The organism is Burkholderia sp. BCC1047, assembly GCF_902833155.1.
Taxonomy (GTDB): Bacteria; Pseudomonadota; Gammaproteobacteria; order Burkholderiales; family Burkholderiaceae; genus Burkholderia; species Burkholderia sola.
In genome coordinates, this window is the sequence record NZ_CADFEH010000009.1 from 52,380 (window position 1) to 78,158 (window position 25,779).

Sequence of the window (25,779 nt, forward strand, 5' to 3'; positions counted from 1 at the left end):
CCAGTGCGATTTCATTTTCTAAAATAGGAATCCATATCAATAGATGGCGAAGCGAGCCACGTCGATGCGCCGGCATCGCGTACCACACAAGCATCGATGCGGTTCCCCGTTGCCGCCCGCACGACTTAAGTTAGACTACGGCCTGTCGCCTGCGGCGCTGCATGCCGTGCCGCAGCGCGGCAACCCGAAACCGCATTCGCCCTTCGCGTTCCCTAGCCGCAAGCCGCCTGATCCCGGATTACGTCATGTCGAGCCTCACCAAAATGCTGTCCATCCTCGACGTCTTCTCTTCGTCGGCGACGTCGATGACCGCCGAGGAAATCGCCGAACACATGGGTTTTTCGCGCACCACGTGCTATCGCTACGTGAAGGAACTGGCCTCCGTCGGCCTGCTCGTCGGCACCAACGGCCGCTATACGCTGGGCCCGCGCATCATCCATCTCGACTACAACATGCGGCAGTCGGACCCGACGCTGACCGCCGCGAAGCCCGTGATCCAGAAGCTGGTCCAGGTCACTGGCGGCGACGCGCTCGTGTCGACGCTGTTCGACGAGCAGATCATCAACGTGATGCACGAAACCGGCGCCGAGAACCTGCAACTCGGTTTCGGCCGCGGCCGCATCATGCCGCTGTTCCAGGGCGCGTCGTCGAAAGTGATCGTCGCCGCGATGTCGCGCGCGCGGCTGAAGCGCCTGCACGAACGCCACAACGCCGAGCTCGGCGAGTTCGCGAGCGACTGGACGCAGTTCTGGCGCGCGTGCCAGCAGATCGTCGACGCGGGATACTGGATCTCGCGCGGCGAACTCGATGAAGGGTTCGTCGGCATCGCCGCACCGATTCGCACGGCCAGCAGCGGCGAGGTCAACAGCAGCCTGTCGCTGGTCTTTCGCGCCGAGCACTTCGCGCTGTTCGACGAGCACGTGCTCGGCAAGCTGCTGATCGACGCCACCGCCCAGATCGGCGACGCGACCTGAGCATGCGACCGTCGTCGCGCGCGACGGTCGACCGACATCCGGTCAGTTCATCTGCGTGATGAATTTGGTGACCAGATAGCCGTCGAACGTCTCCATTCCGCCCTCGCTGCCGAAGCCGCTGTCCTTCACGCCGCCGAACGGAATCTCCGCCGGCCCCATCCCGAAGTGATTGATGTTGACCATGCCGGCTTCGAGCGCGCGGCCGATCCGGTGCGCATCGCGCGCCGACGTCGTGAACGCGTACGACGCAAGACCGAACGGCAAGCGGTTCGCTTCGTCGAGCGCATCGTCGAGCGCGTCGAACGGCACGATCCCGACGATCGGGCCGAACGGCTCCTCGTTCATCAGCCGCGTGTCGCGCGCCGGGCCCAGTACGACCGTCGGCGCGAAGTAGTGCCCTGGTCCGGCCACGCGCGTCCCGCCGCATGCGATTTCCGCCCCTTTCGTCTTCGCGTCGGCAACGAACGCGTCGATCTCGGATACGCGCCGCGCGTGCGCAAGCGGCCCCATCGTGGTCGCCTCTTCCAGCCCGTAGCCGACGCGAATCTTGCCGACCGCCTCGAGATACGCGGCGACGAACCGGTCGAACACCGGGCGTTGCACGAAGAACCGCGTCGGCGACACGCAAACCTGCCCGGCATTGCGAAACTTGTACGCGGCCAGCATCGTCGCGGCGCGGTCGATATCGGCGTCCGCACAGACCAGCACCGGCGCATGCCCGCCCAGCTCCATGGTCACGCGCTTCATGTGCGACGCGGCGAGCGCCGCCAGTTGCTTGCCGACCGGCACCGAACCCGTGAACGAGATCTTGCGCACGAGCGGCGACTCGATCAGTTGCCTCGACACATCGGCCGGCACGCCCCAGACGATGTTCAGGCAACCCGCGGGCAAGCCGGCATCGTGAAAGATGCGCGCGAGCGCGACGATCGCGCTCGGCGATTCCTCCGGCCCTTTCAGCACCAGCGTGCAGCCCGACGCAAGCGCGGCCGCGATCTTGTGCATCGCCTGGCTGAACGGAAAATTCCACGGCGAGAACGCCGCGCACACGCCGATCGGTTCGCGCAACACCGTCTGCGCGACGTCCGGCGAGCGCGACGGCACGACGCGGCCATAGGTGCGACGCCCCTCCTCCGCATGCCATTCGAGCTGCTCGGCGGACGACACGACCTCGGCGATCGCCTCGCGAAGCGGCTTGCCCTGATCCATCGTGATGTGACGGCCAATCGCCGGCGCACGCTCGCGCACCAGCGCAGCCGCGCGGCGCAGGATGTCCGAGCGCGCGAGCGGCGACTCGCGGCGCCACGTCGCGAACGCACGATGCGCGGCGCGCACCGCGGCATCGATATCGTCCGGCGTCGCATGCGGCAAGTCGCCGAGCACGCAGCCGGTTCCCGGATCGAGAACCAGCTGCGTGCGCCGGCCATCGGCTTGAAGGAACCGGCCGTCGATATACAGATGGAGCGACGCGTAGTCGCGTTGCGCACCAGGCGTCATGCGGGAAGTCAGCGGCGTAAACGGGATCAAGACGGATACCTCGGTAGAGACTGTACGATGGGCCGGACATGCAACGAACGCGCATCACGCAGCCGATGGCGGTGCGCGCAGCAGACCGCCGATTTCCTGTCGGAGAATCTGGTTTTCCTGCCGGACGAGCAGATGCCGGACCTTGCCGCGAAACGTCCTGAAGTCGGGATCGGCCATCAGCACGGCACGGCGCCGCGCCCGATCGTCGAGCGAATCGAACGCCCACAGATAGACGAGCTGGTTCAGCACTCCGACTTCCGTCGCGAAACAGCCGACCATCGTGCCAAGCGCGTGCTCCTGCGGCGCGCGGCCGCACTCCGCATAGAGCCGCAGATACTCGGCGACGCCGCCCGGCACCAGCGTGTACGTGCGTTGCTCAACAAACATCCGCGGTCTCCCGTTGTCGCGGCGCAAACGCCTGGAACGCCGCGGTCACGCCTGCGATGCCGGCGGCATCCGTTTGCGCGGCCACGTAGCGATCGGGGCGCACGATCACGAGCGGGCCGCGATGCCGGTCGAACCATGCCGCCAGCGCGTTGTCGACATCCTCGACGCACACGCTGCCGTGGGCGCTCGTCACGCGCCGTGCGCGGCCCGTCCCGCTGCGCGAGCGGTTGACCTGAACGAAGGTCGCGCCCAGCGCCGTCCAGTACGCGCGATCGTCGTCGCTCAGGCACGCCTGCGGATCGCATTGCCAGCCAACGATCGAAAACCATGGGCCGAGCACGTCGTCAAGCTTGCGGCGCACGCCGTCGGCCGTTTCGACGTCGGGCTGCGCGATCATCCTGCCCGCCGCGTCGCCCGGCGCGCCCGGCAGCACGACGCCGCGCGTATAGCTCGGCATCGGCTTGAAGCGCATCTGCAGCACGTAGTCCTTCAGGCCCGGCGCATACCGCGCGAGCCCGAGGAACCGGTCGCGCAGAAACGCGACGACCCGGTTGGTCGGCATCAGCATCGCACCGAACGTGTCCGCGAGATCGATCATCGCCTTCGCGTGGTCGCGGCGCTCCGATTCGTAAGTAGGGATCACGCCGGGATCGAGCGTGCCGTTCACGACGCCCGCCAGTTTCCACGCGAGATTGCCGACGTCGCGCAAACCCGCATTCAGGCCCTGGCCGATCCACGGCGGGCTCAGGTGGGCGGCGTCGCCGACGAGCGCCACGCGGCCCGCCACGAAGCGGTCGGCCACGCGAGAATGGTGCGTATAGGTCCGCGCGCGCACGATCTCGATACGATCGACGTCGTCGACGTACGGCGCGATCAGCGCACGGATCGATTCCGGCCGCGCGATCGCGTCGGCGTCCTCGTGCGGGAATACGAGAAACTCCCAGCGCCGGAAGTCGAACGGCAGATAGATGCACACGTTCGGGCGGCGCGGGTCGCAGTTCAGCGCCGTGCACGGCTGGTCGAGCCCGGCGTTCTTCACGTCGACCACGACCCATTTGATCGGGTGCGTCGTGCCGGCCAGCTTGATGCCGAGCCAGTCGCGCATCGGGCTGCGTCCGCCGTCGGCCGCCACCACGTAGTCGGCGTCGAGCGCATACTGCCGGCCGTCCGCGTCGCGCACCTGCAACGTGACGCAGCGGTCGTCCTGTTCGACGCCGACCACTTCCTCGCCGGTCCACAGCGAGACGTGCGGATAGCGCGCCAGCCCGGCGCGCAGCGTGTGTTCGGCCAGTTGCTGCATGAAGATGTTGCGCCGCCACCAACCGAATTCGCGTATCGACGGGCGGATGTCGGCGAAGCATTCGCCATTGGCCTTGAACATGCGCAGCGGCACGTTCTGAATGATGTCGCGGCTCAGTTCGTCGGCGAGCCCCGCGGTCTGAAACATCCGCAACGCTTCGTCGTCGATGCCGACCGCGCGCGGAAAATCGACGACGTCCGCCGCCTTCTCGATGATCACCGTCGCGACGCCGTAAAGGCCCAGCAGATTCGCCATCGCGACGCCGTTCGGCCCCGCGCCGACGATCGCGACCGACGTCCGGTTCCGGTTGTTCGCTTTCATTCGCCCAGGCCTCCGCTGCGCCATTCAGGATCCTCGAGACGATCGAGCCACGACCGCAATGCGCGATTGAACGCATCGGGTTGATCGTCGTGCACGTAATGCGTCGCGCCGGGAATGTCGATCCGCTCGATTTCCGCATTGGCGGCCGCCATTTCGGCCGCCACGTCCGCGGACAGGAAATCCGAGTCGCCGCCGCGCACCAGCAACGTCGGCACGTGCAGGTTGAGGATCAACGGCCACAGATGGACGAGCTGCTCCGGCGTCGCGGCCAGCCGTGCGGCCGCGATCCCTTGCGCGTCGTGCCGCCAGACGATCCGGCCGGGCTCGCCTTCTTTCAGCGAATGCGCGATGCGCGAATCGAGCGCGGATTCCGCGATGTTCGGCCGCTGGCGCCGCCAGAACGCGCGTGCGTCGTCCCACGACGCGAACGCGTCCGGCGTTTCCTGCAGCTCGCGCTTGATGCGCTCGGAACCCGGCGAGCCGGCCGACGCGCCGGGGCCCATGTCCTCGATCGCAAGGCCCACGAGCCGTTCCGGCTGCGCCGCCGCGTAGACGAATGCATTGGCGCCGCCCATCGAGTGCCCGACCAGCACGAATCGTCGCAGGCCGAGCGCGCGAACCAATGCGTCGAGATCGCGCACGTAGGCCGCCGCGTAGTAGTCGCGCCGCGGGTCCCAATCGCTGAGCCCGCGCCCGCGCTGATCGAGCGCGACGACCCGGTAGCGGTCGGCCAGCGCAGCGGCGACGGGCGCCCAGGTATGCGCGTAACTGCGCAGGCCGTGCAGCATCACCACGGTCGGCGCATCGTCGCGCCCCCAGCTCACGTAGTGCAGCCGCAGTCCATCGTTGTCGATCCATCCATCGTTGACGGACGCCGTGTTCATCATCTGCTCCTCGCCCGACATGCGCGCTCAGACCAGACCGTCGCGACCGACGATCTCGCTCGCCTTCAGCCCACCGAGCCGCGCATGCAGCCGGCCGCGTGTCGCGAACGCGAAGATCACCAGTACTTCGTCGTCGTTCGGCGCATCGGGAAACAGGCACGTCACCGTGTCGTAGTGCGAGCGCACGTAGAGCGCATCCTTGTGCGCGAGCGGCACGTCGATCACCGTGTTGATCGGGCCGCGCTTGCCGCTCGACGGCACCCACGATTTGCCACCGCCCAGCGCCGCGCGGATCGGCTCCGCGAAGATCGACGTGAGGAACGCGTTGCCGTGTTCGTATTCGCCCGCCGAGCCGACCAGGCACGCCTTGCCGTAGCTCTCGATCGCGCGGCCGTCGGCGAGCGATTCGATGCGTCGCGCAAACTCCTTGCCGAGCGCGGGCGACGGACGCACGAGATCGTCGAGGTTTTCGCTGAATCGCCCTGCGTACGGGTTGTGAACGGCCGCGGCGATCACGATCTTGCGCAACGGCTCGCCGTCGGCAAGCTGGCCGGTTTCGTTCGCGAGCGAATCCTCGATCTGCGTGTACCACTTGCGGATATGAAAGCCTTCGAAATTGGCGGTCTTGCTCATTTGCATTCCTATATAAAACGTCGATGATGCGGATGGAAAGGCGGTGCGTCAGTCGAATAGCGGTTCGAGCTGGACGGGATCGCTCGGCGCGTTGTATCGATGCAGCACGCGCTTGCCCTCTTCGTCGTCCGTGACCATTTCGCAGAAGAATTCCAGCCGGTTGCCGTCCGGGTCCGTGAAATACACGCCGATCCCGACCTTGTGATCGGTGATCTTGACGATCGGCGCGTCGCGGCGAATCAGCATCCCGTACAGGCGGCGCAATTCGGTCAGCCCGCCCGCGATTTCGAGGCCGTAATGCTGCAGGCCGATCGTGCCGAGTTCCGCATCGGATGCCGCGCGAATCAGCGCGATGTCGTGGTGCTTCTGGCCGAACGACATGAACACCCACTGCTCGCCGCGCGCGGTTTCCGTCATGCCGAGCACCTCGGCATACCAGGTGCTCGAGCGAACGGGATCGCGCACGAACAGCGACAGGTGGGTGCGCTGCACGCGCGGCGTCGGTAGCGGCAGGCCGCTCGCGTTCGCACGTTCGGCGCGTTGGCGGATATCGGACGGTGTCATCGTTCGCTCCGCTCAGTGGGTCGACTGCGCGTGGGCGGCCAGCGGCGCCTCGAACGGCGTCCATGCCACCGCCGTGATCTCGCTGAAATCGCGCCATTCCTTGGTCCAGTTCCGGCCGCCGTCGCGCGAGCGGAACAGGTGCCCGTACTTGGTGCCCGCATACACGAGCGCCGGCCGGGCCGCATGCACGCCGAACGCCCAGAACGTGGAGTTCGGCGGCGTGTGCAGATCCGTCTCGTGCCACGCGTGGCCGCGATCGGTCGAGCGGTAGATGCGGCTGCGGCTGCCCGGCGTGCCGTCGCCGATCGCCATCAGCAGGTCGCCTTCCGGCTCCGGCAGTTGCACGACGGTGCGCGTGTAGTACAGCCCGTCGAAGCGGTCGCGCGACAGCTTGCCGTCCCACGTCACGCCGTCGTCCTCGCTCACGTACACCGCGTTGACCGTCAGCAGCACCGTGGTCTTCTGCCGGCCTTGCGCGGCGGACAGCACGGCGATCGCATGAATGTCGCTGTTGCGGATCGCGGTGCCGGGGCCGTCCACGCGCGCCCAGCTCGCGCCGGCATCGCGGCTGCGCCACGCGCCGCCCTCCTCCACGCCGTACCAGACGTTGCGGCTGTCTTCCGGGTCCACGCAGATCGTCAGCAGCCGCGGACGATTGACGCCCGAGCAAAACTCCGGAAACTCGGGCGCCGTTCGCGCCCAGGTCACGCCCGCGTCGTTCGACTTGTAAAGCGCGGCGCGCGACGGCGCGCCGGTGCCCGCATAGAGCACGGCCGGGTTGGCCGGATCGATCGCGATCGACCACACCGTCTGCCCGTTCAGCAGGTTCTCGGGCCGAAACCAGTGCGCGCCGCCATCGTCGCTGATGCACAGCCCCGAATCGGCGCCGGCATAGACGCGCGACGGCGTCGCCGGGCACACCGCGAGCGCGCGCACGATGCCGTCGAACTCGATCGGTTCGGCAAGCCCGAGGCGATGCCAGGTCTCGCCGTCGTCGTTCGAGCGCAGGATGCCTTGCCCGGCGGTGGCGACCAGTACGGTTGCGGTCATGAAGTGCTCCTTGTGTCAGAGAAAAATGCCGCGCGTGAGCCCACCGTCGCAGCCGATCGACTCGCCGGTGATCGAGCCGGACTTCGGCGACGCGAGAAACGCGACGATCCACCCCATTTCTTCCGGCTGCAGCACGCGGCGGATCGGCGTGACCTTCACGTAGTTGGCCTCGACTTCCGCGGCCGTGAGCCCCTGCTTCTGCGCTTCCTTCTCGTAGAGCTCATGGATGTGCGGCGTCTCGACGACGCCCGGATGAATCGTATTGACCGTGATCCCGAACGGGCCGAGCTGGTCGGATAGCGTCTTGGTCAGGTGCACGATCGCCACGTTGCGCATGCCGGACAGCTGCTTGCTGCCGCGCCCCGTCAGGCCGCCGATGTTGACGATCCGGCCGAAGCCGTTGCGCCGCATGTACGGTGCGGCCGCCTTCGCGCAGCGCAGGTAGCCGACCACCTTGATGTCGATATCCTGCAGCAGCCCCTGCGGGTCGGCGTGTTCGAGTTCGGCGCGTACGAGCCCGCCCGGATGCGCGGCGCCGTTCAGCAGGATGTCGAGCCGGCCGAAGCGCTCGACGCTCGCGGCCATCGCTGCTTCGATCGACGCCATGTCGGTCGTGTCCACCGTGACGGGCAGGATCTCGCCGGCGGCGTCGCCGAGCGGCGCGAGCGCCGTGCGAATCTCGGCGGCAGCCGCTTCGAGGTGTTCGATGCGTCGCGCGGCGATCGCGACGTTGACGCCTTCGCGCGCCAGTTCGAGCGCGACCGCCTTGCCGATGCCCATGCTGCCGCCGGTGATGAACGCGGCTTTTCCGTGCAGTTGCAGATCCATGTCGATGAAAGGTGAGAGTCGGGATTAAGGAAAGAAGCGCGTTGTGCGATCAGGACAACTGCATTTCGATGAGTGTCGGCCCGTCGGTATGTGCGAGTGCGTCGTCGAGCGCCTGCACCAGCGTATGCGCGTCGCTCACGCGTTGGGCCGGCACCCCGTAGCCGCGCGACAGCGCGAGCCAGTCGATCGGCGGGTCGTCCAGTTGCGTCAGGCGGCTCGCGTGCGGCGTGTCGGCCGGCAGGCCGCTGCGCGCGAGTTCGGTCTGCAGGATTCCGTAGCGCCGGTTCGATGCGATCAGCATCACGATCGGCAAACGCTCGCGCGCCATCGTCCACAGCGACTGGATCGTGTACTGCGCGCTGCCGTCTGACTCCAGCGCGAACACGCGGCGGTCCGGGCACGCGACGGCGGCGCCGAGCGCCACCGGCAGGCCCTGCCCGATCGCGCCGCCCGTGTTCGTCAAAATGGTGTGACGACGTGCGCGCGCCGATGCGGTCACGAACGGGTAGCCGCACGTGCCGCCTTCGATCGACACGATCGCGTCGTCGGGCAGCGCATTCGCGAGCACGCGGCCGACGGCCTGCGGCGTGAGCGGGCCGTCCTCCACGCGCCAGCGCTCGACGTGCACACCATCGTCATTCGCCGCCGCACCGATGCGATCGGCCAGCGCCTCCAGCGCGTCGTCCGCCGCATCGCCGGGCGTTGCGAGCGTCACGATGTCCTCGGGCCGCGCGAGTTCGCCCGGAATGCCGTCGTAGCCGAAGTAGGTGACGGGCGCGAGCGCGCCGGCCAGCACCACGCGCCGGCCGGCCAGCGCCGCGAGCGCCGGCTCGGGGAAATAAGGCAGGCGGTCGATGTCCGGCAGGCCGCCGCCGCGCTCCGCCCGCGCAGGAAAAGTCTCGCTGAAGCAGGTCGCGCCGGTGGCCGCCGCGATGCGCGCCGCCGCCCGCTGCCCGCGCGCCGACAGCGCGCGGGCGCCCATCAGCAGGACGGCGCGATGACCGCCGAGCAGCAGATCGGCCACCTGTTCGACCCGCGCGGCGTCGAACGACACCGCGGCCGGGCGTACGACGGCGGGCCACGCCGCGCCGCGCACGCTGGCCGACTGGAGATCGACGGGCAGCACGAGGGTCGCGACGCCACGCTGCGTGCCCATCGCGGCCGAAATCGCATCGGCCGTATCCGCCGCGAGATCGGTGTCGCGCGCCACGCTGCGATACCACACCGACACCGGACGGGCGAGCGATTCGATGTCGGACGTGAGCGGTGCGTCGTACTTGAGATGCTCGCGCGTGTGATCGCCGACGATGTTCAGGATCGGCGTGCGGGCGCGGCGCGCGTTGTGCAGGTTGGCAATGCCGTTCGCGTGGCCGGGCCCGAGATGCAGTAGCGTCATCGCGGGTTTGCCCGTCATGCGGCCATAGCCGTCGGCCGCGCCCGTGCACACGCCCTCGAACAGCCCGAGGATCGACCGCACGCCGGCCACGATGTCGAGCGCACCGACGAACGGCATCTCGGTCGTGCCGGGATTGGCGAAACAGACGTCGACGCCGGCGTCTCGCGCGGTGGCGAGCACGACGCTCGCCCCGCTTCTTGCTTCGGTATCGCTGTCCAACTGTGGGATGTTCATGCGGCTGCTCGACGGGTTTGGCTGAAGTATTTTTACTTTAATCCCGAATTACGGGATTTGTCAAACAGCCCAATTCACACTCCATGACTTCACCAAGGTCCACGTTTACCCGATATCCCTCGCCAATTTCCCTCAAGACGAACGTGAATGCGCTACCAGATCTCCACCACGGCACGATCTATTTCCCACCATTCGGAATTTCACGAAACACCTACACCCGATCGACCGCGTCCGCGCCGCGTACCGTTTCCCTTCCCGCACTCATTCTCAAAATTACGATTGCAAATGCCTCTCATTTGCATTAAATTGCCGCGCAAATGTACTGTTTGGAACACAGATGTCGGCGCGAGGCCGCCCGCCGTGCCCGAACGCGAACGACACAAAGAGGAGATGTATGAGCAGGAGCAATTGGGCGGCCGCACCGATGGCCATCGTCGTCGGCACGACCGGCATGGGCGCCGCCGACGCGCAGGAAACGGCGTTGCCCACCATCGAAATCTCCGCGCAACGTGCGACGGCGCCGTTCCGCACGCGCGAATCGACGAGCGCGACGCGCAGCGAGGCGGACGTGATGGAGATACCGTTCGCGGTCAGCAGCGTCGATACGAAGCTGATCCAGACCGTGGCCGCCACGCGCGGCGACGATCTTTACGACTGGGTCGCGGGCGTCTCGCGCCAGAACAACTTCGGCGGCCTGTGGGACAACTACGCGGTGCGCGGCTTCGCCGGCGACGGCAACACGTCCGGCACCGACTACCTGGTCAACGGCTTTTCGTGGAATCGCGGGATAAGCGTGCCGCGCGACACCGTCAACCTCGAGCGCATGGAAGTGCTGAAGGGGCCGGCATCCGCGCTGTATGGCCGCGGCGATCCGGGCGGGATCATCAGCTATACGACGAAGCAGCCGCAGTTTGCACGCGCGAACACCATCGGCGTATCGGCCGGCAGCTACGGCGCACTGCGCCAGACCCTCGACTCGACCGGCCCCGTCACGAAATCGCTCGCGTACCGCTTCGTCGCGATGAACGATAACAACGGCAGCTTTCGCGACACGGTGTCGAGCAAACGCTACCTGTTCTCGCCGTCGTTCACGTGGGACATCGGCGCGGACACGACGCTGCACTACGAATTCGAGAGCGCGCGCCAGCGCGCGCCGCTCGATCGCGGCGTGCTGGCGGTCAACGGCCAGCTTGGCGTGATCCCCGCGTCGCGCTTTCTCGGCGAGCCGCGCGACGGCGACTACGACGTGCGCAACACCGGCCACCAGTTCACGCTCGAGCATCGCATCGATTCCAGCTGGTCGATCAATGCCGGCGTCGCGCAACGCAACACCGACCTGTCGGGGCGCTCGTCCGAGGCATTCGCGTTGCAGCCGGACGGCCGCACGCTGTGGCGCCGCTACCGGCAAGTCGCGTTTCACTCGAACGACCTGCAAGGCCGCGTCGAAACCACCGGCTCGTTCCGCACGGGCGGTATCGGCCATACGCTCGTGATGGGTGTCGATGCGTATCGCTTCAACTACGACCAGTTCGTCGCGCGCTCTACCCCGAGCGCCGCGGCGCCGTATGCGATCGACATCTTCGATCCGGTGTACGGCCAGCCCGCACCGACGCCGCGCACCGCGACCAACCTGCTCGAACGCGATAACGGACAAGGCGTCTACGCGCAGGACACGCTCGCGTTCGGGCCGCACTGGAAAATCCTGGCCGGGCTGCGCTGGGATCGCTTCCACCAGTCGATCGACAACCGCCTGAAGGGCGTGACGACGAGCCAGTTGCAGACCGCGGTGAGCCCGCGTATCGGCGTCGTGTATGAAATGAGCCCCGCGTGGTCGTTCTATGCGAACACCGCGTATTCGTTCCGGCCGAACAACGGCGCCGACGTCGGCGGCAACGCGTTCGATCCCGAAAAGGGCCACGGCTACGAAGCCGGCGCGAAATGGGCGGGCGCGCGCTCGCTCACGACCGTCTCCGCGTTCTACGTGACCAAGCGCAACGTGCTCACCGCCGATCCGGCGAACGCCGGCTTCTCGCGCGCGGCCGGCGAAGTACGCAGCCGCGGCGTCGAATTCGAATGGAGCGGCGATCTCGGGCACGGCCTGCGCGGCATCGCCAATTTCGCGTACGTCGACGCCGAAGTCACGCGCGATACCGTGCTGGCGCCCGGCTCACGCCTCGTCGACGTGCCGCGTCTGAGCGGCAGCGCGCTGCTGATGTACGAGACGACCCTGCCGTTCGCGGACAAGGCCGGCGCCGGCGCCGGCGTGATCTACGTCGGGCGCCGCGCCGGCAACACGGCCAACACGCAGGATGGCTTCGAGCTGCCGGCCTACGCGACCGTGCAGCTCAACGGCTACGTGCAGGTCAACAAGCACCTGCGCGCGTCGGTCGTGCTGAACAACCTGTTCAATCGCACCACCTACGTCAGCTCGTACAACAGCCTGTGGGTCGCGCCGGGCGCGCCGCGCAGCCTGTTCGCGTCGCTCGCTTACTCGTTCTAAGCCGGCCCGGACGGCTGACGCCGCGCGCATCGCGCGTCAGCCGCCGACCACGAACCGCGCGCCCAGCGCGAGCAGCAACGCCGGCGGCATCACGCACGCGCCGACCGCGAGGAATGCGCGGAAACCGACCTGCAGCCCCTCGCGCCGGATCGCCGTCAGCCACAGAATCGTCGCGAGCGATCCGGTGATCGACAGGTTCGGGCCGAGATCCACACCGATCAGCATCGCATCGACCACCGTTTGCGGGCTGTGCGCAGCGTGGATCGTCGAGCTCGCGATCAGCCCGGCGGGCAAGTTGTTGACCCCGTTCGATACCAGCGCGACCGCGACGCCGGCCACGGCCGCGGCGACGTGCTCGCCGCTTTGCATCAGCATGTGCAGCAGGCTCGCCAGCGCGCGCACCGCGCCGGTCCGGTCGAGCGTCTCGACGACGACGAACAGCCCCGCGACGAGCGGCAACACGCTCCACGAAATCGCGCGAACGATCGGCACGCCCGCCGCGCGATCCCGCATCACCACGCACGCGACCGTGACGACACCCGCCAGCGCGGTCGGCAACCCAAGCGGGCGATCGGCGATCGATACCGCCATCAGCGCGACGGCCGTTGCGGCGATGCCTGCCAGCGCGATGCGGCCGCCGCCCGTCAGCGGCTGCACCGGCAGCCCGGATTCGCAACGGCCGGAAAGCGCACGTCGCTGCACGATCCGCAGCATGACGAACGTGCACGCGATCGACGCGACGGACGGCGCCGCGAAGTGCGCGAGCCAGACGCCGAGGGCCGGCATATGCGCGCCGTACAGCACCAGGTTCGCCGGATTCGAAATCGGCAGCACGAAGCTCGCGGCATTGGCGACGAGCGCGCAGCTGTACAGCAGCGGCATCGGATCGGCCTTCGCGCGACGCGCGGCGGCCAGCACCGCGGGCGTCAGCACGACGGCGGTCGCATCGTTCGACAGGAACACCGTGGTGACGGCGCCGACCGCGTAGATCAGCGCGAACAACCGCCGCGGCGAGCCCCGTGCGAGATTGACGACGTGCGTCGCGACCCAGTCGAACAGCCCCTCGCGACGGGCCGCCTCGGACAGCAGCATCATGCCCGTCAAGAACAGGTACACGTCGCCGCCTTTCGCGACGGCATCCAGCGCCTGTGCGACGGGCAACAGGTTCAACACGACCAGCAGCAGCGCGCCGCTCACGGCCCAGATGGCCTCGGGCCAGCCGAATGGGCGCGTGATGACGCCCGCGGTGGCGAGCGCGGAAATCAGCCAGGCAAGCGAAACAGGATTCATGGGCAAGTGGATGGAGGCATGGGAATCGACATCGCTGTCACGACGACGTCGCCGATAAATCAGTGGGCTTGCCGCACACGCTGCTCAGCGAGCGCGCATGCCCGAGCCACAGCGCGAGCGAGCCCGTCGACACGGCGCCCAGTACGACGAACGCGGCCGGATAGCCGAAGTGCTGCGCAAGCACGCCGCCCAGCACCGGGCTGAGCGCCGCGCCGATGCCCTGCGCGGTCGCGACGGCGCCCTGCCCGGCATTCACGCGCCCGGAGCCATGCAGCAGGCGCACCACGAGCGCGGGCACGACCACGCTTTGCAGGCCGGCGCCGATGCCGTCGAGCACCTGCACCGGCCATACGCCCGCTTCGCTCATCCACGTCGCGGCGACCAGCCCGCGCACCGGCAGCACGAGGTACGAGCACAGCAGCACCCGCCAGTAGCCGTGCGCGCGGATCAGACGGGGCGCGAGCCACGCCGCCGCGATCATCACGCACTGCGCGATGACGATCGTCTGCGCGGTAAACGCGCTCGCGTTACTCCGATGCGTGACGACGACGCCCATCCCGTAGAGTGGCAGCATCGCGGCGTTGCCGAGATGAAACAGCGCGAGCGACGCGCCGAGCAGCACCAGCGGCCGGTTCTCGGCGAGCGTGCGCAGGCCGCCGACGCGCGACGTCGACGCCGCGTCCGACGCAGGCGAATGCGCCGCATCCGTTCCCGGCGCAGCGCCGGCAGGATCGAGGCCACGTGCGGACGCATGATCGATCGCGTGCGCGGGAATCGCCAGCGTGCTCACGATCGCGAGGACCGTAAACACGCCGACGAGCGCGAACACCGCGTCGAATCCGACATGCCAGCCGAGCCACCCGGCGAGCGCCGCACCGGCGACGTTGCCGGCGTGGTTCGCCATCTGGTTGCGCCCGAACTGCCGGTCGAAACCCTGCCGGCGCACGATGCCGAGCGTCACGCCCGCGGCGGCCGGCGCCAGCACCGCGCCGCTGACCGCCGCGAGGATCTGCGACGCCGCCACCGCCGGATAGCTGTGGACGAACAGCATCGCCAGCGACGCAAGCGCCGTCGCCGCGGTCGCCACGACGATCAGCGCCCGCTTCGCGCGCACCGCATCGACGAGCGCGCCGGCCAACGGCGTCGCGGCCATCGCGGCAAGCCCGGCCAGCGTCATCACCGAGCCGATCGCATCGGCACCCCAGCCGCGCGACAGCAGGATGACGCCGATGAACGGGCCGATGCCGGCCTGCACGTCGGCCAGGAAGAAGTTGAGCGCTTCGAGCGCGCGTGCCGGTCTCATGGGCGTCTCACCGTCGCACGATCATTCGGCATCCGCATCGACGAGTTCGGCGATCTCGCTCACGTCGAGCGTCGTGCCGTGCGGCGTGACGACGCCGTGGCCCCACGCCTGCACATGGACGCCGGGAAGCAGATAGTCGCGCAGGGCTTCAGCCGCATGCGGCGGCACCCGCAGCGCGACGCCGCTCGTCAGCAACGCACCGTTCAACTCGCCTTTCGGGCCATGCAGCCCGAACGCGACTTCGCCGCTCGATTCCATCGGCTGTCGGGGCGGTCGCGGCGGCTTCGGGACGGCGTGCTCCGGCCCGGCGTCGATGATGTCGATGCCGCCGCGACCGGTCAGTTGCACGGCCGCGATCATCGCCGCGCGACGCGGCTTGACGCCCCGCACGCGGATGCGGTCGCCGACCGCGACATGACGCACCAGTTCGCGGCCCAGATGCGGCGGTACGTGCACCTGGAGGTCGCCGTTCAGGATCAGGCCGTCGATTTCTCCGTGCGGATTGAGCAGGAACTGCGTGACGCGGCCGCGCGTCTCGGGCAGGCACGCGGGATCGATCCAGTGCATGACAGGACTCCTTTCGATGGATGGGGAAATAGCGTCGCGCGATCAGCGCGCGACATCGTCGTAGAGATTCACGACATGGCCTGGCGCGCCGAACGCCGTCGCCTGCAACGCTTCGCCGTACGCATTGCGCGTGCCGTAACCGACCGCGGCCACGCGCTCGCCGGGAACGAGCAGCGCGCCGAATTGCTGCGCGGCCGGAACGGTCAGCTTGACGATCGCACCGCTGTCGAGCATCACGCCGTCCGGCTCGCCGCGCGGCGCGTGCGTCACGCGGCGCACGACGCCGGACACGCTCAGGCGGGCGAGATTGACGCCGCGCAGCATCGGCGGCACGGGTGCGACGGGCACGGGCGGCTGATCGGACAGCGACGCGCCGGTGCCGTCGTTGCGGACGACGCGTGCGCGGATTTCATCGTCGACGTGTCGTTCGCCGGCTATCGTGACACGCTGGCCCGATCGCACGAGCGCCGTCAATTGCGAACCGAGATGCGGCGGCACGCGGACGAGCGTGCCGTCGGTGAGCACGAAGCCGTCGACGGCGCCTTCCGGATTGATCGTCAGCCGCGACAGCGTGCCGGAAACCAGCGCATCCGACGCGGTGTCGTTTCCGGGCGCGGCAGGCACAAGCGCACGAGGCCGAGGAGGAGCAGGCGGCGGCATGGCGCCGGCCGGGTCTTCCGCGCGTGGCGCCGGCGGCACCTGCGCCGCGCTGACCGTTGCGACGGCAACGAGTGCGGCAGCGCAGAGCATGCGATACGACCGGTGAACGGCGGCACGGCGCCGCGACCGCGATCGAACGACAGGCAGGTACGACTTCATGACGGGCTCCGGCGACGGGTTGCGATGCATCGATATCCGCAATACCCATGCCAACCTGAGAAGCACCGTGTGGCCGTGCGCCGAATGGCGAAGCACGTCTGACGTGTCGGATTTCCCGACACGTCGCTTCACCGGATGTCGGCATTCCCGACAGTTGAAACAGCGCGACTAGTCGTCGCGTTCGATCCCGAGATTCGCCATGCGCGCATAGAGCGACTGGCGGCCGATCCCGAGCTGCCTCGCGGCCTCCGCGCGATTGCCGTTCGCGCGCTCGAGCGCGTGCAGGATCGCCGCGCGCTCGACCGTCGCCAGCGCATCGGGCAGCGGCATGTCGAGCAGGTGCGCTGGCACCGCCTCAGCGCCCGACTCGCGCGCCGGCACGGCGGCCAGACCGAGGTCGGCCGCGCTGACGGCCGGCCCCGGAGCGAGCGCGGCCGCCCGCTCCATCACGTTGCGCAGTTCGCGCACGTTGCCCGGCCAGCGGTGATCGAGCAGCGCGCGCTGCGCGTCGTTCGTCAGATGCAGCGCGCGCGTGCCTGCCGCGCTGCCGAGGAAATGCGCGGCGAGCGGCAGGATGTCGGCGACGCGCTCCGCGAGCGGCGGCAAGTGCAGCGGAATGACGTTCAGCCGATAGAACAGGTCTTCGCGGAACGTGCCGTTCGCGACGGCCGCGGCGAGGTCGCGGTGCGTCGCGGCCACGACGCGAATGTCGATCGCGGTCGGGCGATCCGCGCCGAGCGGCATTACCTGGCGCTCCTGCAACGCGCGCAGCAGCTTCGCCTGCATCGCGGCGGGCATGTCGCCGATCTCGTCGAGAAAAAGCGTCCCGCCGTCGGCCTCGACGAGCCGCCCCGCGCGATCGGCGTGCGCCCCCGTGAACGCGCCGCGACGATGCCCGAACAACTCGCTTTCGAGCAGATCGGCCGGGATGGCCGCGCAGTTCACGGCGACGAACGGCCCCGCATGCCGGGCCGATGCGGCATGCAGCACGCGGGCCGCCACCTCCTTGCCCGTGCCCGTCTCGCCGGTCACGAGCACGGTCGCGTCGCTCATCGCGGCGCGGCCGACCTGCTTTTGCACGTCGCGCATCGCGGCGCTCACGCCCAGCAGTTGCGGTCGGTCCGCCGACGGTTCGCCCGCGAAACCGCTGTCAGGCGGCGCGAGCGCGGGCGGCTGATTCGCCGACACGATGCGTTCGAGCAGTTGCGCGATGTCGCGACGCCCGATCGGCTTCGTCAGGTGATCGAATGCGCCGAGCCGCATCGCTTCGATGGTGTTGTCGCTGGTCGCATGGGCCGTCAGCATGACGACCGGAATCGCGGCCAGCACAGGATCGTCGCGCAGTTGCGCGAGCACGGCCAGCCCGTCCAGATCCGGCAGGCGGAAATCCAGAAAGATGCATTCGATGCCGCCGCCGTCGCGCAACGCGCTGAGCGCGGCGCGACCGGTTGCGGCCTCGACGGCGCGATGACCGAGATCGGCGAGCGTTTCGGCGAGGCTGTCGCGAAAGGCCGCGTCGTCGTCGACTATGAGGATGTTTGCCATGGAATTTCAATCACGAATGCGGCGCCCCCGTCGAGGCGCGCGTGCCCGCCATGCGCCGCCGCCACTTCGCGGACGACGGCGAGGCCGAGGCCCGAGCCATCCGCGCGGCCCGTCACGAACGGCTCGAAAATCCGCTCGCGCTGCGCGGCCGGCACGCCGGGGCCGCTGTCCGACACGGTGATGCACAGCCAGTCGCGCCCGGCAAACGCGCGCCGCTCGGCGGCGAGCGTGACCGCGCCACCGTCGCCCGCGTGGTGCAGTGCGTTGAGCAGCAGATTATCGAGCGCCCGCCGCATCTGGTCGGGATCGAAAGCGGGAAAATCCGACGGCCACGCGAGCCGCTCGCCCTGCCCCGCGAGCGACAGCGTCAGGTCGATCGCTTGCCGCTGCGCGAGCTCGCGGTGCGCGTCGACGACCTGCGCGAGCCACGCGTCGACGTCGACGCGTGTCGCATGCGGGCGCACCGGCTGCGTCAGCGCGAGCAGGCTCGACAATTGCGCATCGATGCGCTCGATCTGCGCGAGAATCACGCGCAGCGCGTCCTGCTGCCGCCGGCCGTCGCCCGCCAGTGCGTTTTCCGCCTTCAGCCGCATCGCGCCCATCGGATTGCGAATCTCGTGCGCGACTTGCGCGGCCAGTTTACCCAGCATGCCGAAGCGTTCGGCCTGCGCGAGCCGCGTGCGCAGTTCGTCGGCCTGCAGTTGCAGCTGGTCGGCGCGCCGCGCCCGCTCGTTGAACGCATCGATGACGCGGTCGAGATCGGGTTCGCCGACGTACGGCAGCTGATGCTCGCGACCGTCGGGCCCGAGCCCGCTCTCGATCCGCGCAAGATTGCGCTTCCATCGGCGCAGCGCCACGGCCAGCGCCGCCGCGATCGCCAGAATCACCGCGAGCACGGCCGCGAGGCCCGTGGCCAGCAATTCCCCGTGCCGGCCCAGCGGCGGGCGCGCACGCGTCAGCATCCACACGTACAGCCCCGATCCGCCGCGTACCGGGCAGGCCGCCGCGATCACCGCATCCTGCGCGCCTTCGACGACGTTCGCCGTCGCGGCATGCGTGGCGGCCGCGGCGCGCAGCGTGCGGAGGATCAGCGGCGTTTCCGCTTCCGGAACGTCGTGTTTGACGCCGCTGCCCTGATAAGTCGGAAAGGAATACGCGAGAAAGCCGCTCGCCGCCGGGGCGGCGCCGGGCATCCAGAACCCGCCCTCCATGTCCGGCGCGCGGGACAGCACGATGTCGAGGATCGCGTGCATCAGGTCCGGGGCGGGCCCGGCGCCCGCCGACGCGGAAGACGCGCCGTAACGCGACGCGACCGCTTCGCAGGCCGACGCGCCGGCGGCCTTCGCGCTGGCCACCTGTTGACTCTCGGCGGAACTCGCCGTGACCCAGACGACCGCGACCAGCGTCGCGCACAGCGCCGCGACGAGTGCCCAGAGCATGACGAGTTGGGTGGAAAACGACGGACGCTTCATCGGATCGGGCTGGCGGTTGAGGACGACAGAATAGCGTATTGCATGTCATGCGAAGCGGTCACGACCGGCATGCATTGCGCCGACTGCTGGCTCGATCGGATCGGATCGGATCGGATCGGATCGGATCGGATCGGATCGGATCGGCAACGGCGCGCGCCAGTGCCGTCACGCTCGCCACTTGCATTTCGGTATCGGCGACGAATCCCGCCGATCGCACGCGCCTGGGCCGCCTTGCCGCCATCGACATATGTGTCCGCAATCACCGCCTTCGCCGAGCCCGCGCCGTTGCGCCGACCGTGATCAGGCTTGAAGGTACCTGCCCGGAAAATTGCACGGGAATCAAAAACGCCCGCCGCCGGAAATCCGGCGTCGGGCGTCTCGACCCATCTTGGCGTGCGGCGCGCCCCTACCGCGCAAGCGCGGCGACTTGCGCCGCCGTCAGTGCACCGTGGTACACGCGGAAATCGCTCACCAAGCCGTCGAAGGCCGGATCGGCCGCGAACTGCGACCGCCCGATCCAGTTGTTCGCGGTCGGACCGAGCCGCCACGGCGCGAGAAACACGTCGGCCGCGCTGCCGACTGCTGCGCCGTCGACGTAGAGCGTGGCCGTCGTCCCCGCCAGCGTGACGGCCACGTGCGTCCACTGCGCGGCTCGCAGCGGCGCTTTCGCGTCGATGCGCCGCTCGCCATGTGCCCCGTTGACCGTGATCGCGAAGCGCAGCGCGCCGGTGTCGGCGAGCGGCGTGAGCATCATGTAGCGCCCGGTACCGACGCCGAAGTCGAACACCCGCGACCACTTCCGCACGGTGCGCGCGCACACCCATGCCGCGACCGTGAAATCCGACACGTCGGCGAGCACGCCTGCCGCAAGCGCGACATGGCCGCCCGCACCGTCGAGCGACAGCGCATTGCCGCTGCGCCCCGGCGCGAACGCCGCCCCGCCGACCAGCGTACCGGGGTGCCCGTTGCCGCTGCGATCGGCGGCGGTGACGCCGCGCGATTCGTCGAACGGCAGCCAGATCTGCAGCTGCTGGCCGGTCACCACGCGCGCCTCCGCGGAATGCTGCGTTTCGCCGGTCGGCGTGGTTGCGCTCACAACGTAATACCAAGTGCCCGCGGCCGGGCTGTCCGTCCACGTCAGCGGGTCGACGATGCCGGTCGCGACGGTCGCGTACGGGCCGCCCGACGCCGCGCCGCGCTTCACCGTATAGTGCGTGCCGTTCGCGACACCCCACCACGACAGCACCGCGCGCCCGGCGCTCGCGTGCGCGGTCAGCCCGCTCGGAGCGGGCGCAGAGCCGGCCGGATCGCGTATACATCAGCGTGCCGTAGCCGAGCTGGTCGTAGCCGCCGCTGTTCGGCCCGTAGTTGCCGCCGCCACCCTCGGGCTGTGCGGCGAGCGCGAAGCGCTTCGACCACGGCGCCGCGAGCCCCTTGCGATTCACGTAGTGGTTGTACACGAGCGCCCAGCACGGCCGGACCCCGCCCTGGCCGCCGGTCGCGAACTGCGTTTGCGTGACGTTCACGTTCGAGTAGGTCACGTAGGGCACGTCGAAGAACGGGCCGTCGGGCGATTGGCGCAGGTTCGCTTTCGCGACGTATTCGGCGCCGGCAAGAAAACGGTTGTTGTCGTACCCGTACAGATCGACGCCCTGGTTCCACGCCATCTCGCAGATCGCGCCGGCCAGCGCGATGCCGAGCGTGTTGTGCCCCTGATCGCGGCCACTCTCCTGCCACTGGCCGAGATGGCCCGGATGCAGGTAATACACCGCCTGCGGTATCGCGCCGTTGCCGGGCCCCGCGCGGAAATAGTCGATCGCCTCGTCGAACAGCGCGCGGTCGTCGCACAGCACGCCGATCGCGAGAATCGACGCGATATTGCACAGGTCCCAGTTCGCCCAGTAGTGCGTGATCTCGGTGTTGTTGTGACGATGCAGGAAATCGGTGTTGATCGGGTAGAACACGGTGCGCATCATCCGCTGGAACGCGGCGAAATCCGCGGCCGCCCAGCCCGGATAGCCGCGCATGATCTCGCCGGCATTCGCGAACTCGTAGCCGTACAGGCCGGCCGCGAGGTCGACGTTCGAATCGCCGCCCAGGCGCTTCAGCGTCGCCGCCCATGCGTTCATGATCCGCACGGCCGTGTCCGCATACAGCTTGTCGCCGGTCACCTTCCAGCGCAGCGCGCACGCATAGGCGGCGGCGACGTCGTTGTACAGGATTCCGTAGTTCTGCGGCCCGCTGCCGCCGCGATCGATCTCGACCTGCGGCCGCGGCTGCCACGACTGGCTCGCGTGGCCGTTCGCGATCAGCACCGACCAGCCGTCGAACCACGGTTGCGCGTGCGTCATCACCTTTTGCGCGACGCGATCGAAATCCGCCTGCGTATGCAGCAGGCCCGGATGGACGAAGGCCGCCGTCGAGCCCTGCGATACCGCGGCGAACGCGGCGCTCGCACCGCCGAACGTCCCGCCGCAGGCGAGCATCGCCCATGCGCCCAGACTGTGGAGAAACGTGCGCCGCGACATCGCGTCGTCCGACATCCATTCGGGTTGCGAAGCGTCGCCCGTGCGATGCGCGACCGCTTCGCGCATCGCGTTGTCCTTCGTCCAGTCCTTGCCGCTCATGCGTCTCCCTTGATCGTTGCGGCCACGCCCGCGCGCGGCCCTGAGTTCGAACTTCGTCGAACGTGTGCCGCTGTCGCCGGAAGTCCCGGCACGGCGAAGCGGACGGTGGTTGGTCAGGCATCTGCGGAAGCGCCCCGCTTCGCCTGCACCGGCTCCGGCCGCCACACGTCATGCCATCGTGAACGCAAACGATGACAGTGGCGGGAAGCGGCGGCAACCGCGCATGGTGCGCGTCGGGATCGGGCGGGTCAATTACGCGTTGTAAGGAAACGGCCGCATCGGCCCGCGACGCGGGGAATCGTCGTCGCCCGATCCGGTGCGATTCCGGCCCGAGACTCACCGCATTGAACGTCGACCGCGCGGCATGCGCGGCGCTCCCGGCGTGCGCCCCTCGCGTTGGGAGCCGCCTCGCCGTTCAGCGCACGCCCGCGGGCACGGCCGCGCGCTGCAACGCGCCGTCCCGCTCGACTCGCTCGACGATGCGCGCCAGCCGAATGATGTCGGTCAGCGCGAAATCGGCCGCATCGGGCCGGGGCCGGCCGCACTGGTCGGCCATGCGCATCGCGAACGCGAGCGCCTCGGAACGCTCGCGCAGCAGCGCGCGCAGGGCATCCGCGATCACCTGCCGGTCGCGCGGGTCATCCAGGTCCAGCACGGAGCCGGCATCCGGCATCGCGAACGGCCCGGCCGCCCGCACGGAACCATCCGGCACGCGCATCGTGTTTCGTTCCATGGTCGTCCTCTTCGTCGACTCGCGACCGACCGGCGCCGACCCGCACGTCAGCGCCGGTTCGACCGCGACACCACGTCGATCCACACCGCCAGCACCAGCACCGCGCCCTTGACGATCATCTGCCAGTACGCGTCGACGTCGAGCATCGACATCCCGTTGTCGAGGCTCGCCATCACGAGCGCGCCGATCAGCGCGCCGTAGACGGTGCCCGACCCGCCGCGCATCGACGTGCCGCCGATGAAGCACGCGGCGATCGCATCGAGTTCGCCCATCGAGCCGGCCGACGGCGACCCGGCCGCGAGCCGCGCCGTGTTGACGAGGCCGGCGAACGCGCACATCAGCCCCATCAGCGCGAAGATCACGAGCTTCACGCGATCGGTGTCCACGCCCGACAGCCGCGTCGCCTCCAGGTTCGATCCCACCGCATAGATGCGCCGGCCGAACACGGTCTGCGTCGCGATCCACGAAAACACGCCGAGCAGCACGAGCAGCAGCAGCACGGGCACCGGAATGCCGCCGTAACGGTCGAGCGTCGCGACGAACGCGAACAGCACGGCGCCCGCGCCGACGATCTTCGCAACGTCCTGCCACAACGGCGCGACCGAGAGCCGGTAGCGCCGCCGCGTGCCGCGCTGCCGCACCACCAGCAGCGTCGCGACCACGAACAGCAGCACCGCGAGGCCGTCCCCGGCGAGACGCGGCAGATAACCCTGCCCGATGAACACGAAGCCGTCCGACACGGGCGCGATCGTCGAGCCGCCCGTCACGCCGAGCAGGATGCCGCGAAACGCGAGCATCCCGCCGAGCCCGACGATGAACGACGGCACGCGCCGATAGGTCGACCACCAGCCGTTGAAGAGCCCGATCAGCACGCCGAGCGCGAGCACGGCCGGGACCGTCGCCGCAACCGGCCAGTGGCGGTTGACGTCGAGGATCGCGGCGACGCCGCCGAGCAGCCCGAGCAGCGAGCCGACCGACAGGTCGATCTCGCCCGCGATGATGACGAACACCATCCCGCACGCGAGCATGCCGGTGATCGACATCTGCCGCAGCAGGTTCGATACGTTGCGCGGCGTGACGAACGCGCCGTCCGTCAGCACCGAGAAGAACGCCCAGATCGCGACGACCGCGAACAGCAGCGCGAGCACCTTGTAGCGCGTGAAGACGTGGCGCAATGGCAGCCGCGGCGCGCGGCCGTCAGGGCGACGCGCGTCTGCATCCGGCGTCGCCGGGGTCGAGGAAGAAAGTTCGGAATTCATGTTGCACTCGCTGCGGTGGGTTCGGCCGGCAGCCGCGCGGGCTTCAGCGCGGCGCCGAGAATCTGTTCCTGCGTGAGGCCCTGGTTGACGAAATCGCCGCGCAATTCGCCTTCGCCGATCACCAGCACGCGATCGGCGAGGCCGAGCACTTCCGGCAGTTCCGACGACACGACGATCAGCGCGACGCCGCGCTTGGCCAGCGCGAAGATCAGCCGGTAGATCTCGGCCTTCGCACCCACGTCGACGCCGCGCGTCGGTTCGTCGAGGATCAGCACCTGCGGCTCGGTCAGCAGCATCTTCGCGAGCACCGCCTTCTGCTGGTTGCCGCCCGACAGGCTCGCGATCGACAGGAACGGGTGGGCGGCGCGCACCGACAGCCGCTGCATCTCGGTGCGGATCGCATCGAGCTCGGCGGCCGCGTCGATCCGCCCGCGCGCCGCGAAGCGCTGCAGCACCGTGAGCGTGATGTTGTGGCCGACGCCGAGCTGCGGCACGATGCCGTGGCGCTTGCGATCCTCGGGCACCATCGCGATGCCGGCGCGGATCGCGTCGGCCGGCGAGCGGATCGACAGCGGCCGGCCGTTCATCGTCACCGTCGCCGTGCACGCGCCCGGATACGCGCCGAAGATCGCCTGCATCAACTCGGTGCGCCCCGCGCCGACGAGCCCGGCCACGCCGACGATCTCGCCGCGCCGCACGCTGAACGACACGTCGTCGACGCGCTTGCGGCGCGCGTTCGTCACGTCGCGGCACGTCACGTGGCGCACGTCGAGCACGACGTCGCCGATCTCGTGCGGCTCGCGCGGATACAGGTCGCGGATCTCGCGTCCGACCATCATCGCGATGATCCGGTCGGTGGTCAGCGCGGCCATCGGCTCGGTCGCGACATGGCGACCGTCGCGAATCACGGTGACCGTGTCGCACACGGCCGCCACCTCGTCGAGCTTGTGCGAGATGTAGACGCATGCCACACCGCGCCGCTTCAGGTCGCGCACGATGTCGAGCAGGATCCGCGTTTCCGACGCGCTCAGCGACGACGACGGTTCGTCGAGGATCAGCAGCTTCGCGCGCTTGTTCAGCGCCTTCGCGATCTCGATCAGCTGCTGGTGGCCGCCGCCGTAGTTCATCACCGGCTGCGCGACGTTGATCGAGTCGATCCGCAATTCGTGCAGCAGTTCTTCGGCGCGCTGGACCATTGCCGCGAAGTGCATGCGCCCGCCCGGCAGCGTGATCTCGTTGCCGAGGAAGATGTTCTCGGCCACCGACAGTTCGGGTACGAGCATCAGCTCCTGATGGATGATCGCGATGCCCGCGCGCTCGGTGTCGCGCACGCCGGACGCCACGAGCGGCGCGCCTTCCCAGCGGATCTCGCCGTCCCACGTGCCGTGCGGGTACACGCCCGACAGCACCTTCATCAGCGTCGACTTGCCGGCGCCGTTCTCGCCGCACAGCCCGACGCATTCGCCGGGGCGCACGGTCAGGTCGATACCGTCGAGCGCCTTCACGCCGTCGAATGCCTTGACGATGCCGCGCATCGTCAGCAAGGGTTCCGTCATTCGTTCATTGCCT

At 68.9% G+C, this 25,779-nt stretch carries 20 protein-coding genes and 1 pseudogene; 2 read left to right on the forward strand and 19 right to left on the reverse strand.

Going from position 1 to position 25,779, the window contains the following annotated elements; genetic code table 11:
- Nucleotides 1-245: 245 nt before the first annotated feature.
- Nucleotides 246-974, forward strand: a complete 729-nt coding sequence (locus HWX55_RS12050) for an IclR family transcriptional regulator (protein ID WP_039356037.1) — start codon at nt 246-248, stop codon at nt 972-974.
- A 42-nt stretch (nt 975-1,016) separates the two neighbouring features.
- Here HWX55_RS12050 and HWX55_RS12055 read toward each other — a convergent pair whose 3' ends face one another.
- The 9 genes from HWX55_RS12055 to HWX55_RS12095 all read right to left on the reverse strand — a co-directional run bounded on the left by HWX55_RS12055 (nt 1,017) and on the right by HWX55_RS12095 (nt 10,095).
- Nucleotides 1,017-2,468 (reverse strand): NAD-dependent succinate-semialdehyde dehydrogenase, encoded by a 1,452-nt coding sequence (locus tag HWX55_RS12055; protein WP_175975779.1) that lies wholly within the window; start codon nt 2,466-2,468, stop codon nt 1,017-1,019.
- Nucleotides 2,469-2,552: 84 nt separating this feature from the next.
- On the reverse strand, nt 2,553-2,885 hold the full coding sequence (locus tag HWX55_RS12060) for an NIPSNAP family protein (protein WP_175975780.1): 333 nt from the start codon (nt 2,883-2,885) through the stop codon (nt 2,553-2,555).
- On the reverse strand, nt 2,875-4,506 hold the full coding sequence (locus HWX55_RS12065) for a bifunctional 3-(3-hydroxy-phenyl)propionate/3-hydroxycinnamic acid hydroxylase (RefSeq protein ID WP_175975781.1): 1,632 nt from the start codon (nt 4,504-4,506) through the stop codon (nt 2,875-2,877). The genes HWX55_RS12060 and HWX55_RS12065 overlap by 11 nt, the downstream gene beginning before the upstream one ends.
- A complete protein-coding gene (locus HWX55_RS12070) occupies nt 4,503-5,390 on the reverse strand; it encodes an alpha/beta hydrolase (RefSeq protein ID WP_175975782.1) in 888 nt (295 codons plus the stop codon). Before HWX55_RS12070 ends, HWX55_RS12065 begins: the two co-directional genes overlap by 4 nt.
- A gap of 27 nt (nt 5,391-5,417) precedes the next feature.
- A complete protein-coding gene (locus tag HWX55_RS12075) occupies nt 5,418-6,023 on the reverse strand; it encodes an amino acid synthesis family protein (protein ID WP_027809147.1) in 606 nt (201 codons plus the stop codon).
- A gap of 48 nt (nt 6,024-6,071) precedes the next feature.
- The gene (locus HWX55_RS12080; protein ID WP_175975783.1) at nt 6,072-6,587 is read right to left on the reverse strand and encodes a VOC family protein; all 516 of its coding nucleotides are present in this window, start codon (nt 6,585-6,587) and stop codon (nt 6,072-6,074) included.
- A 12-nt stretch (nt 6,588-6,599) separates the two neighbouring features.
- On the reverse strand, nt 6,600-7,637 hold the full coding sequence (locus HWX55_RS12085) for a sialidase family protein (protein ID WP_175975784.1): 1,038 nt from the start codon (nt 7,635-7,637) through the stop codon (nt 6,600-6,602).
- A 15-nt stretch (nt 7,638-7,652) separates the two neighbouring features.
- Nucleotides 7,653-8,465 carry an SDR family oxidoreductase gene (locus tag HWX55_RS12090; protein ID WP_175975785.1) on the reverse strand — a complete coding sequence of 271 codons (813 nt, stop codon included), beginning with the start codon at nt 8,463-8,465 and terminating at the stop codon, nt 7,653-7,655.
- A gap of 49 nt (nt 8,466-8,514) precedes the next feature.
- Complete coding sequence (locus HWX55_RS12095; RefSeq protein ID WP_175975786.1) at nt 8,515-10,095, reverse strand: acetolactate synthase large subunit; 1,581 nt, start codon at nt 10,093-10,095, stop codon at nt 8,515-8,517.
- 394 nt (nt 10,096-10,489) lie between these two features.
- Here HWX55_RS12095 and HWX55_RS12100 point away from each other — a divergent pair, with 394 nt between their 5' ends.
- On the forward strand, nt 10,490-12,595 hold the full coding sequence (locus tag HWX55_RS12100) for a TonB-dependent receptor (RefSeq protein WP_175975787.1): 2,106 nt from the start codon (nt 10,490-10,492) through the stop codon (nt 12,593-12,595).
- Nucleotides 12,596-12,631: 36 nt separating this feature from the next.
- Here HWX55_RS12100 and HWX55_RS12105 read toward each other — a convergent pair whose 3' ends face one another.
- The 10 genes and pseudogenes from HWX55_RS12105 to xylG all read right to left on the reverse strand — a co-directional run bounded on the left by HWX55_RS12105 (nt 12,632) and on the right by xylG (nt 25,766).
- The gene (locus HWX55_RS12105; protein ID WP_175975788.1) at nt 12,632-13,885 is read right to left on the reverse strand and encodes an arsenic transporter; all 1,254 of its coding nucleotides are present in this window, start codon (nt 13,883-13,885) and stop codon (nt 12,632-12,634) included.
- Between the two features lie 37 nt (nt 13,886-13,922).
- A complete protein-coding gene (locus HWX55_RS12110) occupies nt 13,923-15,188 on the reverse strand; it encodes an MFS transporter (protein ID WP_175975789.1) in 1,266 nt (421 codons plus the stop codon).
- A gap of 21 nt (nt 15,189-15,209) precedes the next feature.
- Nucleotides 15,210-15,755 (reverse strand): hypothetical protein, encoded by a 546-nt coding sequence (locus HWX55_RS12115; protein WP_089490443.1) that lies wholly within the window; start codon nt 15,753-15,755, stop codon nt 15,210-15,212.
- Between the two features lie 42 nt (nt 15,756-15,797).
- Nucleotides 15,798-16,379, reverse strand: a complete 582-nt coding sequence (locus HWX55_RS12120) for a hypothetical protein (RefSeq protein ID WP_244140545.1) — start codon at nt 16,377-16,379, stop codon at nt 15,798-15,800.
- A gap of 363 nt (nt 16,380-16,742) precedes the next feature.
- A complete protein-coding gene (locus tag HWX55_RS12125) occupies nt 16,743-18,119 on the reverse strand; it encodes a sigma-54 dependent transcriptional regulator (protein WP_175975791.1) in 1,377 nt (458 codons plus the stop codon).
- A complete protein-coding gene (locus HWX55_RS12130) occupies nt 18,101-19,591 on the reverse strand; it encodes a HAMP domain-containing sensor histidine kinase (protein WP_175975792.1) in 1,491 nt (496 codons plus the stop codon). Before HWX55_RS12130 ends, HWX55_RS12125 begins: the two co-directional genes overlap by 19 nt.
- Before the next feature lie 406 nt (nt 19,592-19,997).
- Nucleotides 19,998-22,134, reverse strand: a pseudogene (locus tag HWX55_RS12135) (LamG-like jellyroll fold domain-containing protein).
- A gap of 499 nt (nt 22,135-22,633) precedes the next feature.
- The gene (locus HWX55_RS12140) at nt 22,634-22,891 is read right to left on the reverse strand and encodes a hypothetical protein (RefSeq protein WP_347879627.1); all 258 of its coding nucleotides are present in this window, start codon (nt 22,889-22,891) and stop codon (nt 22,634-22,636) included.
- A 107-nt stretch (nt 22,892-22,998) separates the two neighbouring features.
- Entirely contained in the window at nt 22,999-24,210 is a 1,212-nt protein-coding gene (locus HWX55_RS12145) for a sugar ABC transporter permease (protein ID WP_175975794.1), read from the reverse strand.
- A complete protein-coding gene (gene xylG / locus HWX55_RS12150) occupies nt 24,207-25,766 on the reverse strand; it encodes a D-xylose ABC transporter ATP-binding protein (protein ID WP_175975795.1) in 1,560 nt (519 codons plus the stop codon). The genes HWX55_RS12145 and xylG overlap by 4 nt, the downstream gene beginning before the upstream one ends.
- Nucleotides 25,767-25,779: the final 13 nt, after the last annotated feature.

Bases quoted from the DNA above. Each gene is read 5' to 3' on its own strand.
- HWX55_RS12050 (WP_039356037.1), top strand. From the start codon at position 246: ATGTCGAGCCTCACCAAAATGCTGTCCATCCTCGACGTCTTCTCTTCG.
- HWX55_RS12055 (WP_175975779.1), bottom strand. From the start codon at position 2,468: ATGACGCCTGGTGCGCAACGCGACTACGCGTCGCTCCATCTGTATATC.
- HWX55_RS12060 (WP_175975780.1), bottom strand. From the start codon at position 2,885: ATGTTTGTTGAGCAACGCACGTACACGCTGGTGCCGGGCGGCGTCGCC.
- HWX55_RS12065 (WP_175975781.1), bottom strand. From the start codon at position 4,506: ATGAAAGCGAACAACCGGAACCGGACGTCGGTCGCGATCGTCGGCGCG.
- HWX55_RS12070 (WP_175975782.1), bottom strand. From the start codon at position 5,390: ATGAACACGGCGTCCGTCAACGATGGATGGATCGACAACGATGGACTG.
- HWX55_RS12075 (WP_027809147.1), bottom strand. From the start codon at position 6,023: ATGAGCAAGACCGCCAATTTCGAAGGCTTTCATATCCGCAAGTGGTAC.
- HWX55_RS12080 (WP_175975783.1), bottom strand. From the start codon at position 6,587: ATGACACCGTCCGATATCCGCCAACGCGCCGAACGTGCGAACGCGAGC.
- HWX55_RS12085 (WP_175975784.1), bottom strand. From the start codon at position 7,637: ATGACCGCAACCGTACTGGTCGCCACCGCCGGGCAAGGCATCCTGCGC.
- HWX55_RS12090 (WP_175975785.1), bottom strand. From the start codon at position 8,465: ATGGATCTGCAACTGCACGGAAAAGCCGCGTTCATCACCGGCGGCAGC.
- HWX55_RS12095 (WP_175975786.1), bottom strand. From the start codon at position 10,095: ATGAACATCCCACAGTTGGACAGCGATACCGAAGCAAGAAGCGGGGCG.
- HWX55_RS12100 (WP_175975787.1), top strand. From the start codon at position 10,490: ATGAGCAGGAGCAATTGGGCGGCCGCACCGATGGCCATCGTCGTCGGC.
- HWX55_RS12105 (WP_175975788.1), bottom strand. From the start codon at position 13,885: ATGAATCCTGTTTCGCTTGCCTGGCTGATTTCCGCGCTCGCCACCGCG.
- HWX55_RS12110 (WP_175975789.1), bottom strand. From the start codon at position 15,188: ATGAGACCGGCACGCGCGCTCGAAGCGCTCAACTTCTTCCTGGCCGAC.
- HWX55_RS12115 (WP_089490443.1), bottom strand. From the start codon at position 15,755: ATGCACTGGATCGATCCCGCGTGCCTGCCCGAGACGCGCGGCCGCGTC.
- HWX55_RS12125 (WP_175975791.1), bottom strand. From the start codon at position 18,119: ATGGCAAACATCCTCATAGTCGACGACGACGCGGCCTTTCGCGACAGC.
- HWX55_RS12130 (WP_175975792.1), bottom strand. From the start codon at position 19,591: ATGAAGCGTCCGTCGTTTTCCACCCAACTCGTCATGCTCTGGGCACTC.
- HWX55_RS12140 (WP_347879627.1), bottom strand. From the start codon at position 22,891: ATGCCGGATGCCGGCTCCGTGCTGGACCTGGATGACCCGCGCGACCGG.
- HWX55_RS12145 (WP_175975794.1), bottom strand. From the start codon at position 24,210: ATGAATTCCGAACTTTCTTCCTCGACCCCGGCGACGCCGGATGCAGAC.
- xylG (WP_175975795.1), bottom strand. From the start codon at position 25,766: ATGACGGAACCCTTGCTGACGATGCGCGGCATCGTCAAGGCATTCGAC.